The organism is Glycomyces sp. NPDC046736 (assembly GCF_040645615.1).
Classification (GTDB): domain Bacteria; phylum Actinomycetota; class Actinomycetes; order Mycobacteriales; family Micromonosporaceae; genus Glycomyces.
In genome coordinates, this window is the sequence record NZ_JBEYYO010000012.1 from 57,891 (window position 1) to 71,536 (window position 13,646).

The 13,646-nt window shown below is 71.4% G+C and carries 12 protein-coding genes and 1 pseudogene; 4 read left to right on the top strand and 9 right to left on the bottom strand.

Translation table 11 applies throughout. The features are described 5' to 3' along the window. Window positions 1–102: 102 nt before the first annotated feature. From AB0B28_RS13485 to AB0B28_RS13495, 3 genes are all read right to left on the bottom strand, one after another. The gene (locus AB0B28_RS13485) at window positions 103–1,995 is read right to left on the bottom strand and encodes an alkyl sulfatase dimerization domain-containing protein (RefSeq protein WP_360120485.1); all 1,893 of its coding nucleotides are present in this window, start codon (window positions 1,993–1,995) and stop codon (window positions 103–105) included. 85 nt (window positions 1,996–2,080) lie between these two features. Further along, window positions 2,081–2,698, bottom strand: coding sequence for a hypothetical protein (locus tag AB0B28_RS13490; RefSeq protein WP_360120487.1), 618 nt, complete (start codon window positions 2,696–2,698; stop codon window positions 2,081–2,083). 45 nt (window positions 2,699–2,743) lie between these two features. After that, window positions 2,744–3,355 (bottom strand): TetR/AcrR family transcriptional regulator, encoded by a 612-nt coding sequence (locus AB0B28_RS13495; RefSeq protein WP_360120489.1) that lies wholly within the window; start codon window positions 3,353–3,355, stop codon window positions 2,744–2,746. 90 nt (window positions 3,356–3,445) lie between these two features. Here AB0B28_RS13495 and AB0B28_RS13500 point away from each other — a divergent pair, with 90 nt between their 5' ends. After that, window positions 3,446–4,828 carry an MFS transporter gene (locus AB0B28_RS13500; RefSeq protein ID WP_360120491.1) on the top strand — a complete coding sequence of 461 codons (1,383 nt, stop codon included), beginning with the start codon at window positions 3,446–3,448 and terminating at the stop codon, window positions 4,826–4,828. 37 nt (window positions 4,829–4,865) lie between these two features. On the opposite strand, the gene AB0B28_RS13505 is transcribed toward AB0B28_RS13500, so the two are convergent. The 6 genes and pseudogenes from AB0B28_RS13505 to AB0B28_RS13530 form a co-directional block, all read right to left on the bottom strand. Continuing rightward, complete coding sequence (locus AB0B28_RS13505) at window positions 4,866–5,858, bottom strand: LLM class flavin-dependent oxidoreductase (protein WP_360120493.1); 993 nt, start codon at window positions 5,856–5,858, stop codon at window positions 4,866–4,868. Window positions 5,859–5,870: 12 nt separating this feature from the next. Beyond that, window positions 5,871–6,164: a metalloregulator ArsR/SmtB family transcription factor gene (locus AB0B28_RS13510; protein ID WP_360120495.1), complete on the bottom strand. Its 294-nt coding sequence runs from the start codon at window positions 6,162–6,164 to the stop codon at window positions 5,871–5,873. Window positions 6,165–6,231: 67 nt separating this feature from the next. Then, window positions 6,232–7,431, bottom strand: coding sequence for a glycosyltransferase (locus tag AB0B28_RS13515; protein ID WP_360120497.1), 1,200 nt, complete (start codon window positions 7,429–7,431; stop codon window positions 6,232–6,234). 121 nt (window positions 7,432–7,552) lie between these two features. Next, on the bottom strand, window positions 7,553–8,413 hold the full coding sequence (locus AB0B28_RS13520; protein WP_360120499.1) for a pirin family protein: 861 nt from the start codon (window positions 8,411–8,413) through the stop codon (window positions 7,553–7,555). Window positions 8,414–8,499: 86 nt separating this feature from the next. Next, window positions 8,500–8,844: pseudogene (locus tag AB0B28_RS13525) on the bottom strand (GNAT family N-acetyltransferase); the annotation flags it as partial. 198 nt (window positions 8,845–9,042) lie between these two features. Beyond that, window positions 9,043–9,945, bottom strand: a complete 903-nt coding sequence (locus tag AB0B28_RS13530; protein ID WP_360120501.1) for a LysR family transcriptional regulator — start codon at window positions 9,943–9,945, stop codon at window positions 9,043–9,045. Window positions 9,946–10,082: 137 nt separating this feature from the next. Between AB0B28_RS13530 and AB0B28_RS13535 the strand changes: the two genes are divergently transcribed. The 3 genes from AB0B28_RS13535 to AB0B28_RS13545 are packed head-to-tail and all read left to right on the top strand — an operon-like array spanning window position 10,083 to window position 13,638. Then, entirely contained in the window at window positions 10,083–11,321 is a 1,239-nt protein-coding gene (locus tag AB0B28_RS13535; protein WP_360120503.1) for an acyl-CoA dehydrogenase family protein, read from the top strand. Continuing rightward, entirely contained in the window at window positions 11,321–12,439 is a 1,119-nt protein-coding gene (gene sfnG / locus AB0B28_RS13540) for a dimethylsulfone monooxygenase SfnG (RefSeq protein ID WP_360120505.1), read from the top strand. Before AB0B28_RS13535 ends, sfnG begins: the two co-directional genes overlap by 1 nt. Next, window positions 12,436–13,638 carry an SfnB family sulfur acquisition oxidoreductase gene (locus tag AB0B28_RS13545; protein ID WP_360120507.1) on the top strand — a complete coding sequence of 401 codons (1,203 nt, stop codon included), beginning with the start codon at window positions 12,436–12,438 and terminating at the stop codon, window positions 13,636–13,638. Before sfnG ends, AB0B28_RS13545 begins: the two co-directional genes overlap by 4 nt. The last annotated feature ends 8 nt before the right edge of the window (window positions 13,639–13,646 follow it).

The following is a 13,646-nucleotide window of genomic DNA, read 5'->3' on the forward strand; positions in this document are numbered from 1 at the left end:
TCACTTTGGGTAATCGAATCCGTACTTATGGAAACTGTGGACACGACGGCGGCCCGCCGGTATGCACCGGCGGGCCGCGTCCGTTGTGTAAACGCCCTCGCGTCACGGCGTGACGATCGCGAAGTCCGGGTCGCCGGGGTCGAGCACGCCCGCGAGTGTCTTGAGCACCGAGGCGTCGCCGCTGATCTCGACCCCGGCGGCCGCGAGGCGTTCGGGGGCGAGGCCGCCGAGCGCGATCGCGGGCAGGCCTCGCAGCGGGGTCGTGATCGTGACATCCGGTTCGTCGTCCTGGCTCGCGCTCGAATAGGTGAGCGCGCCGTTGCGCAGGCGCAGGCGGTAACGCTCGTCCGTGTCGGTCACGACCACGTCGATAGCGATCGCGAGGTCCCAGGCCTTGGGGCCGTCGATCTGGATCGCGATGGCGTCGAAGAACATCGTCGGCGTGAGCGCCCCGATGACGTCGCCGGCGGCGCTCTGCGTGGGCGTGCCGAACTGGCCCTCGCGCAGTTCGGTCGCGCCGGAGAGGTAGAAGTCGCGCCAGGTGCCGTTCTCGGAGCCATAGCCGAGCTGCTCGTAGGTGTCGGCGAGCAGTTCGCGGGCCTCGGCGTGGTCGCGCTCGGCGAAGACGACGTGGTTGGCGAGTTCGGCGGCCCAGCGGTAGTCCCCCGCGTCGAAGGCCTCGCGGGCCTTGGCGAGCGCAGCGTCGGCCCCGCCGATGCAGTCGACGTAGCGCTTGGCCCGCTCGACGGGCGGGTGCTGCCACAGGTTGGCCGGGTTGCCGTCGAACCAGCCGAGGTAGCGCTGGTAGACGGCCTTGACGTTGTGGTTGACCGAGCCGTAGTAGCCGCGGGCGCTCCAGGCGTTCTCCAGGGCCGGGGGCAGTTCGATGGCCTCGGCGATCTCGGGGCCGGTGAGTCCCTTGTTGAGCAGGCGGAGCGTCTGGTCGTGGACGTAGGCGTAGAGGTCGCGCTGGATGGAGAGGAACTCGACGACGCGATCCGCGCCCCAGGTGGGCCAGTGGTGGGAGGCGAACACGACCTCGGCGTCGCCGCCGAAGAGGTCGATCGTCTCGGTGAGGTAGTTGGACCAGCCGTGGGGGTCGCGCACTACCGCACCGCGGAGGGTGAGCAGGTTGTGGAAGGTGTGGGTGGCGTCCTCGGCGGCGCACAGGGCTTTGAAGCCCGGGAAGTAGATGAGCATTTCGGAGGGCGCCTCGGTGTCGGGGGCCATCTGGAAGACCATGCGAACACCGTCCACGGTGGCCTCCTGGCCGGTGGTGGTGACCTCGTCGGTGGGGCGGATCAGGGTGACCTCGCCGGTGGAGATGGTCTGGCCGAGCCCGGCGCCGACCCCGCCCTGCGGGCCGCGGGCGAGGGCCGCGCCGTACATGTAGGCGGCGCGGCGGCTCATCGCCGTCCCGGCATAGACGTTCTCGGCCACGGCGTGCTCGACGAAGCCTTCGGGCGCGAAGACCTTGACCTCCCCGGCGTCGACTTGCTCTTGGGTCACGAATCCCTTGACGCCGCCGAAGTGGTCGGCGTGGGAGTGCGTGTAGACCACGGCCTTGATCGGGCGGTCGCCGCGGTGCTCGCGGTAGAGGGCGAGCGCGGCGGCGGCGGTCTCCTTGGAGAGGAGGGTGTCGACCACGATCACACCTTCGTCGCCCTCGACGAAGGAGGTGTTGGAGAGGTCGAGACCGCGGACCTGGTAGATGCCGGGGACCACTTCGAACAGTCCTTGGATCGCGTTGAGCTGGGACTGGCGCCACAGGCTCGGGTTGACGGTGTCGGGCGCTTCGGCGTCGAGGAAGTCGTAGGTGTCGTTGTCCCACACCACGTTGCCGTCCGCGTCGTGGACGGCGTTCGGTTCGCGGCGGGCGATGAGGCCGCGGGTAGCGTCCTCGAAGTCCTGGCGGTCGGCGAACGGGAGCCGGCCGAGGTAGGACTTGTGCTGTTCGGCGATCGCGGCGGACGCGGGTTTCGGTTGAGTCGACATGGCGTCATCGTCGCACCGAGTGACCGTCCGCGTACGTGAATTGGAGCGGCTCCGGCACCCCTGGGGCGGTGCCGGAGCCGGTGGGTCAGATGGTCTGGCCGGTCTGGGACTGGAAGGAGTCGCCGCCGGGGTTGGACTCGGTCTGGACCGTGTCGAGGTAGCCGTCGCCGTCGGTGTCCGTGAGGATCGTGTCGGCGAAGCCGTCCCCGTCGGTGTCGATCACGATCTCGTCCACCAGGCCGTCGCCGTCGTAGTCGGTGGCGATGACGTCGGCGTAGCCGTCGCCGTCGGTGTCGGTCACGACCTGGTCGATGTAGCCGTCGCCGTTGGTGTCGTAGGAGACCTGGTCCACGACGCCGTCGCCGTCGGTGTCGGACTCGAAGGTGTCGGCCACGCCGTCGCCGTCGGTGTCGGAGATCGCGGTCTCGAAGGAGCCGTCGCCGTCGAGGTCGACCAGGACCTGGTCGGAGATGCCGTCGCCGTCGAGGTCGGTGGCGACCGCGTCGGCCACCCCGTCGCCGTCGACGTCGATGTAGGTGTTGGGGCCGACGGTGATCGTGTCGTCGGCGTAGCCGTCGCCGTCGAGGTCGAAGACCTCTTCGACGTGCGAGAGGCCGGTGCCGCCGGTCGAGTCGTCCTCGGCCTGGATCTCGTCCTCCGCGGGCGCGTCGGTCTCGTACGGGGTCTCGTCGTATTCGCTCATCGCTCTGGTCCTCACCTTGGGGATCGTCCGTGTCTACGAGGAACTTTACGGTTCCGCGGGGCGCTGGGAATCCCCCGAACGTGCCAAGGGCGCGAGGATCGACTGGATCGTGGCGGTGACGATGGCGGGCACCTCCTCGGCGGCGAGGCGCTCGGCGCGGACCTCTTCGGCGGCGCCGTGGAGGACGTAGTGGACGACGTTGACCAGCCAGGAGAGCGGCAGGTCGGTGCGGAAGACGCCATCTGCCTGGCCGCGGCGGATGAGGTCGCCGATGCGGTCGCCCGCGTTCTGGTGGAGTTCGCGGATGCGCCCGGGGGGCAGGACCCCTTGGGCGGCGGCGAGCAGCGAGACCGATTCGGCCACGACTTCCCAGCTGGAGGCCAGGAGGCGGCTGAGCGCGTCGCGCGCATTGCCGGTGAGGTCGACGGCGCTCAGGACGGCGTCGCCGGCTTCGAGGGCGTCGGCGAACGCGGCGTCGACCAGGGCCGCGCGGGTCGGGAAGTGGCCGTAGAGGGTCATGCGGCCGACCCCGGCGGCCTCGGCGATGGAGTCGACGGTCGCGTCCGGGTCGCGGCTGAGGCTGGCGCGGGCGGCGGCGACGATGCGGGCGATGCTGCGTTCGGCGTCGGCGCGGCGGCGCGGGCGAGTGGAAGTCACCGCACCAGCGTAACTCGTACGGGAATATACGAGCTACGCTCTCGGTTAGAACTCGTACATTGACATACGAGTTATCGACCGGAGGCGATCATGACCGATACGACGACGCTTGAGGCGTCGACCGCACCCCATCCGCTGCGATGGCGCTTGCTGGGCTTCCTCGGGGCGGCCCAGCTGATGCTCATCCTCGACGTGACCGTGGTGGCGATCGCGCTGCCGCACATGGAATCCGACCTCGGCCTCAGCCGAGCCGCGCTGACCTGGACGGTGAGCGCGTACACCCTGGCCTTCGGCGGCCTGATGCTGCTGGGCGGCCGCATCGCCGACCTTTTGGGCTCCAAACGCGTGGTCCTGGCCGGGCTGGCCGTGTTCACGGTCGCGTCGCTCGTGACCGGCCTGGCCACCTCGACCGAGATGCTCGTGGGCGGCCGCATCGCCCAAGGCGTGGGCGCGGCGATGCTCTCACCTGCGGCGCTGTCGATGGTGGTCACGCTGTTCGACGGCGCGGAGCGCAACAAGGCGCTCGGCGTGTGGTCGGCGCTCGGCGGCGGCGGGGCGGCCCTCGGGCTGCTCGTGGGCGGCCTGCTCACCGCGGGCCCGGGCTGGCCGTGGGTGTTCTTCGTGAACGTGCCGATCGGGATCGTGATCTTCGTGGTTCTGGCCGCGTTGGCGCCCAAGCGAAGCGGGGCCGGGAGCGGGCGCGTGGACGTCTTCGGGGCGCTGCTGGTCACCGCCTCGTCCGCGGCCTTGATCTACGGGCTCATCAACGCCGGTGAGGCCGGCTGGCTGTCGGCGAACACCGGCTGGTTCGTGCTCGCGGCCGTCGTGGGATACGCGGTCTTCGCGCTGTGGCAGCGCAAGGCGAGCGTGCCGCTGATGGACCTGAAGATCCTGACGCGCAGGCCGGTCGCCACCGGCACGTTCCTGATCCTCATGGCCACGGTGCTCATGATCGCGGTGTTCTTCCTGGGCACGTTCTACTTCCAGCACGCGCGCGGCTACGGGGCCCTGCACACCGGGCTGCTGTTCCTGCCGGTCGCACTGGGCACGATGCTCGGCGCGAACCTCACCGGGCGCATCCTGGCCAAAGCGGGGACTCGCACTCCGGCCGTCATGGGGCTGGTCGTGGCCGCGGCCGGACTTGGTATCGCAGCGCTGTGGACGAACCCGGTGGCGGTGACGATCGGCGTGGCCGTCGCGGGAGCCGGGACCGGCGCGCTGTACGTGGTCGCTTCGGCGACCGCGCTCGGGCAGGTCGCGCCGCACGAGGCCGGGATCGCCTCGGGCCTGGTGAGCACCTTCCACGAGTTCGGGGCCTCGATCGGGGTGGCCGTGGTCTCCAGTGTTGCGGCGGTGAGCCTGGTCGGCGACACCATCACCGGGTTCGCCGACGGGTTCGCGGTGGCCGCGATCGCGGCGGTGGCCGCGGCACTGGTCGCGGTGTTCCTGACCCCGGGACGCCAGAAGGCATAAGGAGAAGGCCGGTCCTCTCGGAGGACCGGCCTTCTCGTCAGATCAGTTTCAGCGCCTGGGCGGTGAGCTCGACCGAGCGGACTCGGTCGTCGACCTGCTCGGCGTGGTGGGCGGTGATCAGCTCGTCCGCGGCGACCGAGGCGGCGAAGTCCTCAAGGTACTGCCGCACCTCGTCGCCGGTGCCGGTGGCCGTGTAGCGGGTCATGGCCGAGAGCTGGGCCCCGGCCGCGGAGGCGAGGAACGCGTCGATCTCGTCGTCGGTGTAGTCCCTGCCGCCCTGGCCGCGCTTGACGAACGCGCGGGCCCGGTTGCGGTAGGAGATCGCCCGCTGGGCCTCGGCCGAGGCGCGGTCCTCGGCGGCGAACACGTTGACGCCCGCGATCACATAAGGCTCGGCGAGCTGCTCGGACGCCTCGAAGTCCTCGCGGTAGGCCGCGATCGCCTCGTGCAGCGCGTCCGGCGCGAAGTGCGACGCGAACGCGTACGGCAGGCCGAGCCGGGCCGCGAGCTGCGCGCCGAACAGGGACGAGCCGAGCAGGTACAGCGGGACCTCGGTGTCGGCCAGCGGCGTGGACTGGACGCCGGGGATGCGCGACTCGCCCCGCAGGTAGCCCTGGAGCTCCAGCACGTCCTGCGGGAAGGTGTCCGAGGAGGTCGCGTCGCGGCGGATCGCGCGCATGGTGACGCGGTCGGTGCCCGGCGCGCGGCCCAGGCCCAGGTCGATCCGGCCGGGGAACAGGGTCTCCAGCGTGCCGAACTGCTCGGCGATGATCAGCGGCGAGTGGTTGGGCAGCATGATGCCGCCCGCGCCGAGGCGGATCGAGTCGGTGTGCTCGGCCACGTGGCCGATGAGCAGGCTCGTGGCGCTGGAGGCGATCGTGGGCATGTTGTGGTGCTCGGCGTACCAGACCCGCCGGTAGCCGCTGCGTTCGGCGGCGCGGGCGAGTTCGACGCTCGCCGCGAAGCTCTCGCGCGCGGACCGGCCCGGCGCGATCGGCGCCAGGTCGAGGATCGACAGGGCTAGTGGCATGTTCGCCTCTTTCTACAGACTGCTGTGGAGCGACTCGGTGAACTCGCGGATGCGGGCCTCGTCGCGGCGGTAGTAGATCCACTGGCCGCGCCTGGTGGCGCGGAGGAACCCCGCCCTCTGGAGGATCGCCAGGTGCGCCGACACGGTCGAGGCCGAGGCCCCGGCCTTGTGCTGGATCAGGCCCGCGCACACGCCGAGCTCGGCGTGATCCCCGCCCGGGAAGTGGGCCTCGGGGTCCTTGAGCCAGGCGAGGATCCGCAGGCGCGTCTCATTCGAGAGGGCCTTGCACTCGTCGAGCACGTTCACCGTCCTTCGGTATTTCGCTTAATTCCGAAACTAGTCCGCGCGGACTCCAGTGGCACCATGACGCTGCTCACCGGTCGAGTTCTTCGAGGAGGAACCTGGCGGCCACGGCCGCGCCGTCGGTGCGGAGGGTTCCGGCCAGGGCCGCGGCGGCGGTCGCGGTGTCGGGGTCGAGGGCCGCGTCGAGGCAGGCCGCGAGCGATTCGGCCGTGGGGGTCGGGCCCACGTGGGCCACCCCGATGCCGAGCGCGACGACGCGTTCGGCCCAGTAGGGCTGGTCGGCCAGCTGCGGGACGATCACCTGCGGCGCACCGGATCTGGCGGCGGTCGCGGTGGTGCCCGCGCCGCCGTGGTGGATCGCGGCGGCGGTGCGGAGCAGCAGTTTCTGGTGGTTGGCCTCGTCGAGGCCGAAGACGTCGGATTCGCCGTCGATCGGGGCGAGACCGGCCCAGCCGCTGGAGAGGACGAGCCTGCGGCCCGCGGCGCGGGCCGCGCCGACGAGCGCGCGCGAGACTTCCTCGGGCTCGGCGATCGGCATGCTGCCGAAACCGGCGAACACGGGGGCCTCGCCCGCGTCGAGGAACGCGAGGAGGTCGGCCGGGAGCGGCCGGTCGTCGGGGAGGATCCACGGGCCGGTGCGGATCACCTCCAGGTCGGGGGCCTCGCGCCACGGGCCGAGGACCGGGTCGGAGGCGAGGATCGGGCGCTCGGTGTAGGCGTGGGTGCGGATGTCGGCCACCGGGCCCAGCCCGCGTGCGGCCCGCAGTTCGTTCAGCGGCGGCCCGTAGAGCGCGTTGAGGTTCTCGGCGTCGATCGCCCACAGCTCCTGGTTGGAGGCGCCGGGCGGGAACGGCTTGCCGGGCCTGCGGTGCGGCGGGTGGTGCGGGGAGGGCAGGACCCCTGGGATGAAGCTCGCGAAGCGGTAGGGGATGCCGAGCTCTTCGGCGACGGTGGCGGCCGCGGCCGGGACCATGCCAGTCGCCAGCAGCAGGTCGCAGTCGAACGCGTTGGCCCGCAGGCCTTCGTACTGCGAATTGACGATCGCGGCGGCGGTCGCTTCGGCGTCGGTGGGGCGGCTGCGCAGGAGTTCGCGCACGGGCCGACCGACCGGGACGGCCTCGGCGCCGACGGTCTTGAGGCGGCGCGTGAACTCCTCGTCCGGTGGGGCCCCGACCCGCACGTCGGCGCCGAGCTTGCGGAGTTCAAGCGCGAGCCCGGCCACCGGCTCGACGTCGCCCCTCGATCCGTAGGTTGCGATCAGTACACGCATGTCCGCGTCTCCGTTCCCTCGTCAGACGGGTCATTGTGCAGCACGAGCATCGCTCGGGAGGTGACCCGGTATCAGGGGTTTCCCGCTCGGGGCTATAAATAATGGAAGGGGCGGGAACGAATCAGCCGCGCCTGCGCGGGGTCAGCCGCAGCGGCGGGATCGGCGGGGCCGGGATGCGTTCGCCGCCGTGGCCCTCCACGGATCCGAAGCGGGCGTCGTGCGATTCCCAGGCCTCGCGGACCTCCACGATGTCCTCGTGGCTGCGGCCGATGAAGTTCCACCACATCACCAGGTCCTCTTCGAACGGTGCGCCGCCGAGCAGGAAGACCCTGCCGCCGGTCGCCGAGCTCAGTCGCAGTTCGCCTCGGCCTGTGCCGAGATGGAGCAGCGGCCCGGGCCTGACGCGGGTGCCCGCGGCCTCGAACTCGCCGTCGATGACGAGCAGGGCGTGCTCGAACTCCTTGCGCAGCGGGACGGTGGCTTCGGCCCCTGCGTCGAGTTCGAGCTGCGCGCCGAGGATCGGGGTGAACACCGTTGCGGGCGAGGCGGTCCCGTCGAGGTCGCCGAGGACCACGGTGGCACTCCAGCCTTCGCCTGAGACGCGCGGCAGTGCGGCGTGCTGCTCGAAGCCTGGGGCGATCCCGTTCCCGCTGTCGGGCAGGGCGACCCAGAGCTGGAGGCCGTGCAGCACCGGGCGATCACCCAAGGAGAACTCGGAGTGGGCGATCCCGGGACCCGCGGTCATGAGGTTGAGCTGCGAGGGGCGCACCACGACGTCGCTGCCGAGGCTGTCGCGGTGGCGGATCTCCCCGGCGACCGGCCAGGTCACGGTCTGGAGGCCGGTGTGCGGGTGCGGCAGGACCCGCATGTCGGTGGGTTCGGGGCCGAACCGGTCGAGGAAGCACCACGCGCCCACGGTGGGCAGCTCGCGCTGCGGGAGGGTGCGGCTGACCCGCATGGCGCGGACGCCGCCGAGCGGCACGTCCCGCTCTTCGAACAGTCGCGGCTCGGCGGCCTCCTGACCCGAAGGGCCGCAAGGGGTCTCGACGGGTCGGGTTTCGAGGTTGCTTATGACTCCTCCCCCAGCTTCGGGGCTTCCTCGTGGAGGAGGTCCTGGTAGTCGGGGTGGCGCTCGATCCAACCGGCGTAGAAGGGGCACACCGGTTCGACGCTGTCCCCGGCCTCACGCGCGGCGTCGAGCGAGGCGCGCGCCAGCGCCGAGGCCACGCCGGAGCCCTGGGCGGCGCTGTCGACGTCGGTGTGGGTGAAGGTGATGACGCCGTCGCGGCGGCGGTACTCGGCGAATCCGGCGAGCTCCCCGTCGATCCGGGCCTCGTAGCGATGCCGGTCGGGCGCGTCGGTCACGTCAACGGTCATGCGGTCCTCCTTCGGTTCGGGCGTATGAGGTTCAGCCTAGGCGCGATCGGCGGCGGCGAGGCGGGTTCGGGAGGGGCTGTGCGGCGAAGGGGCGGGAACGACAGGCGAGGGTGCGGCGAGCGCGGTGCCGCGGTGCGGGAGCGTCGTGGGCGCGCAACGATGCCATCGCGGCCCGCGGGCGGGGCGGCGACTCGCCGCCCCGCTCGCGCCACTGGGCGCGGCCACCGCCGGTGCTCAGCGGCGGCCTCGGGTCGCGTGGGTTCGCAGGGCCGCCGCGAGTGCCGCCACGGCTGCGGGTGGTCTGGTGGTGCGGCGGCGCAAGAGCCACATCGTGACTTTCGTGGCGTCGCCTTCGATGGGGCGCACGGTGATGAGCCCGGAGCGTTCGAGGGGGTCGCCGAGGACCGAGTAGTCGGGCAGGATCGTCGCGCCGAGGCCTTCGGCCACGAGGAGTTTGCCCATCTCGGCGCCGTCGACGCTGTGCCAGGCGGGCGGCGGGCGGCCGTCGAAGAGGCGTTCGGCGAAGCGGTGCATCACGTAGCCCTCGCGCATGCCCACGAAGGCCTCGGTGCGCAGCTCGTCGGCGGTGACCTCGGGCCGGGCCGCGAGCGGGTGGGCGCCGGGCAGGACCGCGACGGGCCTGCCGCGCACGAGCGCGTCGCCCAGGAGGCGCGCGGGGGCTTCGAAGTCGTCGAGGACGTTGACCAGGCCGAGGTCGAGCGCGGACTCGGCCAGACCGGCCTCGATCTCGGTCTGCTGGAGGGCGCGGACCTCGACGCGGGCTTCGGGCCGCTCGCGGCGGAAGTCGCGGATGGCGGGCAGGAGCAGGCTCGCGGTCCCAGCGTTGACGGTGCCCACGCGGATGTGGATCGCGGCGGCCTCGCCGGTGCCCGCGGCGTGCTGGAGGCGGTCGACCGCTTCGAGCACACCCATCATGTGTTCGAGGAGTTCGCTGCCGCGCAACGTGATCCGCGCGCCCTCGCGGCGGCGCTCCAGGAGCGTGACGCCGAGTTCGCGTTCGAGTTTGCTGATGGCCTCGCTGAGCGCGGGCTGGGAGACGTGCAGGTGCTCGCTGGCGCGGCGCAGCGACCCGTAGCGCCTGACCGCCGCGACGTACTGGAGTTGTTCGATGCGCATCCGTTGCCCGCCTTCGAGAGTCCCATCGGCGTCGCCGATCGCGGCATCGGCCGAACCGATGGTCGCGACCCTTGAACCGGCCTTATTTCCTAGTAAATTGATAGGAAAAGGTTACTACGAGAGAGGGCTTCGACACCATGACCGAATCAGCGCCGGAGGCGAACTCCGCTTGGCGGGACCGGCCCACCACCTCCGAAGGGTGGGTCGAGCGCGCCCGCGAGGTCGCCGCCAGGCTCGCCGTGGACGCGGTCGAGCGCGACCGCGCCGGGCAGACCCCGTACGCCGAGGTCCAGCTGCTCAAGGACGCCGGGCTCGTCCCGCTCCTGGCCCCCGCCGAGTACGGCGGCGGCGGGCAGGACTGGACCACCGCCTACCGCGTCATCCGCGCCGTGGCCGCCGGGGACGGCTCCATCGGCCAGCTCCTGGGCTACCACTACCTGTGGGCCTGGGCCGCCAGGCTCGTGGCCACCCCCGAGCAGATCGAGGCCGTCGAACGCCAAGCGGCCGAACAGGAGTGGTTCTTCGGCGGGGCCGTCAACCCGCGCGACGACGACCTGGTGATCCGCGAGGAGGACGGCGAGCTCGTGTTCTCGGGCAAGAAGTCGTTCTCGACCGGCGGCCGCGTCTCCGACGTGACCGTGCTCGAAGGGGTCCTCGAAGGCACCGACAAGCACGTCTTCGCGATCGTGCCCACCGACCAGGACGGCATCCGCTTCGCCGGGGACTGGGACAACCTGGGCCAGCGCCTCACCGAGAGCGGCTCGGCGATCATCGACGGCGTGCGCGTCCCGTGGGCCGCGGCGGCCGGGTACGTGTCCACTGCGGATGGACACGAGTTCGTGCCGCGCACGTACAACACGCTCAACGTGCCGCTGATCCAGTTGGTGTTCACCAACTTCTACCTGGGGATCGCCGAAGGCGCGCTCACTACGGCCGCGGCGTACACGCGCGAGCGCACCCGGGCCTGGCCGTACGCCGCCGAGGTGAAGGAGCGCGGGGTGGACGAGTTCTACGTGCAGGAGACCTACGGGGACCTCAGGTCGAAGCTGTGGGCCGCCGAGGCCCTCGCCGAGCGGGCGGCTTCGCTGATCGAGGCGATCAACGCGCATGCCGACGCGGTGACCCCCGAGGAGCGCGGCGAGGCAGCGGTGGTGATCGCGGCGGCCAAGCAGACCGCGATCGACGCCGGGCTCGACATCGGCTCGCGGATCTTCGAGGTCACCGGGGCGCGGGCCAGCGCGAACGCGGTGGGCCTGGACCTGTTCTGGCGCAACGTCCGGACCCATTCGCTGCACGATCCGGTGGCGCACAAGCGGGCCGAGGTGGGCCGCTACGCGCTGACCGGTGAACTGCCCGCGCCGACCTGGTACACGTGATGGGCGCCGAGGAGCCGGTGGGCGCGCACGAGCCGCTGCGGTTCGCCTACTGGGTGCCGAACGTCAGCGGCGGCCTGGTGGTGAGCAAGATCGAGCAGCGCACCGACTGGAGTTACGACTACAACGTGCGCCTGGCGCGGTTGGCCGAGGAGTCGGGGTTCGACTACGCGCTCTCGCAGGTGCGGTACATCGCCTCGTACGGTGCGGCGTACCAGCACGAGTCCACGAGTTTCAGTCTGGCGCTGCTCTTGGCGACCCAGCGGCTCAAGGTGATCGCGGCGGTCCACCCTGGACTGTGGCATCCGGGGGTGCTGGCCAAGTGGATCGCGACCGCGGATCAGCTCTCGGGCGGGCGCGCGGCGGTGAACGTGGTCTCGGGCTGGTTCAAGGACGAGTTCACCAAGCTCGGGGAGCCGTGGCTCGAACACGGCGAGCGCTACCGGCGGTCCGAGGAGTTCATCCGGTACCTCAAGGAGATCTGGACGAGCGAGCACGCCGAGTTCGGCGGGGACTTCTACCGGCTGCACGACTTCGACCTCAAGCCCAAGCCCGTCGCGGGCGAGGGCAGGCCGCATCCGGAGGTGTTCCAGGGCGGGAACTCGGTGGACGCGCGCGGCATGGCCGGGCGGGTCTCGGACTGGTACTTCGCCAACGGGAACACTCCAGAGGGAGTCGAGGCGCAGATCCGGGACGTGCGGGAGGTCGCGCAGGTCCACGGCCGCACGGTCCGGTTCGGGGTCAACGGGTTCCTCATCGCCCGCGACACCGAGGCCCAGGCACGCGAGGTGCTGCGCGAGATCGTCGACAAGGCCGACCGGGAGGCCGTGGAGGGCTTCGGGAGCGCGGTCAAGCAGGCCGGTAAGTCCACCTCGGATGGCAAGGGGATGTGGCAGGACTCCGAGTTCGCCGACCTCGTCCAGTACAACGACGGGTTCAGAACCGGTCTGATCGGCACGCCCGAGCAGATCGCGCACCGGATCATCGAGTACAAGCGGCGCGGCGCGAACCTGATCCTGCTGGGGTTCCTGCACTACCTGGAGGACGTGGAGCACTTCGGGAAGCACGTGCTGCCGATCGTGCGCGAACTCGAAGCGCTGGAGTTGGAGCGGGCGTCATGAACGACCCCGCCTGTACGAGGGTGCCGGTGCTCGGCGCCGCCGCGGCGATCGCGGCGGCGTCGGGCCTGGCCCGCGAATTCGCCTCAGGGGCGGCCGAACGCGACGCGCGGCGCCTCCTGCCGCACGGCGAGCTCGACCGGCTCGCCGCCTCTGGGCTCCTCGCGGTCACCGTCCCGGCCGAGAGCGGCGGGGCCGACTTGGACGTGGCGACCGTGACCGAGGTGTTCCGGCTGCTGGCATGGGGCGACCCGAACATCGCTCAGATCCCCCACAGCCACTTCGTGTACGTCAACCAACTGCGGTTGCAGGGCGACTCCGAGCAGTGCAAGCGGCTGTTCGGGCAGGTGCTGGAGGGGAAGCGGTTCGGCAACGCGCAGACCGAGTTCGGCACCAAGCACGTGAGGGACCATCGCACGACCCTGACCCCGGACGGCGAGGGGCGGTGGCGGCTCGACGGCGTCAAGTTCTACTGCACCGGGGCGCTGTTCGCCGACTGGATCCCGGTGCTGACCCACCTCGGAGTCGAGGGGCCGATGCACGTGGCGTGGGTGCGGCGCGACGCCGAGGGCGTCGAGGTCGCCGACGACTGGGACGGGATCGGGCAGCGCACCACCGCGAGCGGCACGGTGCGGCTGCGGAACGTCGCGGTCACCGACGAGTGGATCACCCCGTACGCGGCCACGTTCGAAGGGCCGCAGACGTACGGCGCGTTCGCGCAGGTGCTGCACGCCGCGATCGACGCCGGGATCGCCAGGGCCGCTTTGGAAGAGGCCGCCGAGTTCGTGCGGACCCGGAGCCGGCCCTACCCGGACGCGGGCGTGGAGCGGGCGGCGGACGACCCGCTCACCGTGCACGCGTTCGGGGAGATGGAGCTGGCGCTGCGCGGCACCGAAGCGCTGCTCGCGCACGCCGCCGAGGCCGTGGACCGCGCGAACGCAGGCCTGGACGAGGCGAGCGCCGCGACCGCGAGCCTCGCGGTGGCCGCGGCCCGGGCCTCGGCCGCGCAGGTCGCGGTGTCGGTGTCGAGTCGGCTCTTCGAAGTGGCGGGCACGCGCAGCGCGCTGGCCGGGCTCGGGCTCGACCGGCACTGGCGCAACGCCCGCATCCACACCCTGCACGACCCGGCCGCGTGGAAGGTCCAGCACCTGGGCCGCTGGGCCCTCGACGGCGCGGCCCCGCCGCGCCACGGCCAGTTGTAGACGAGAGG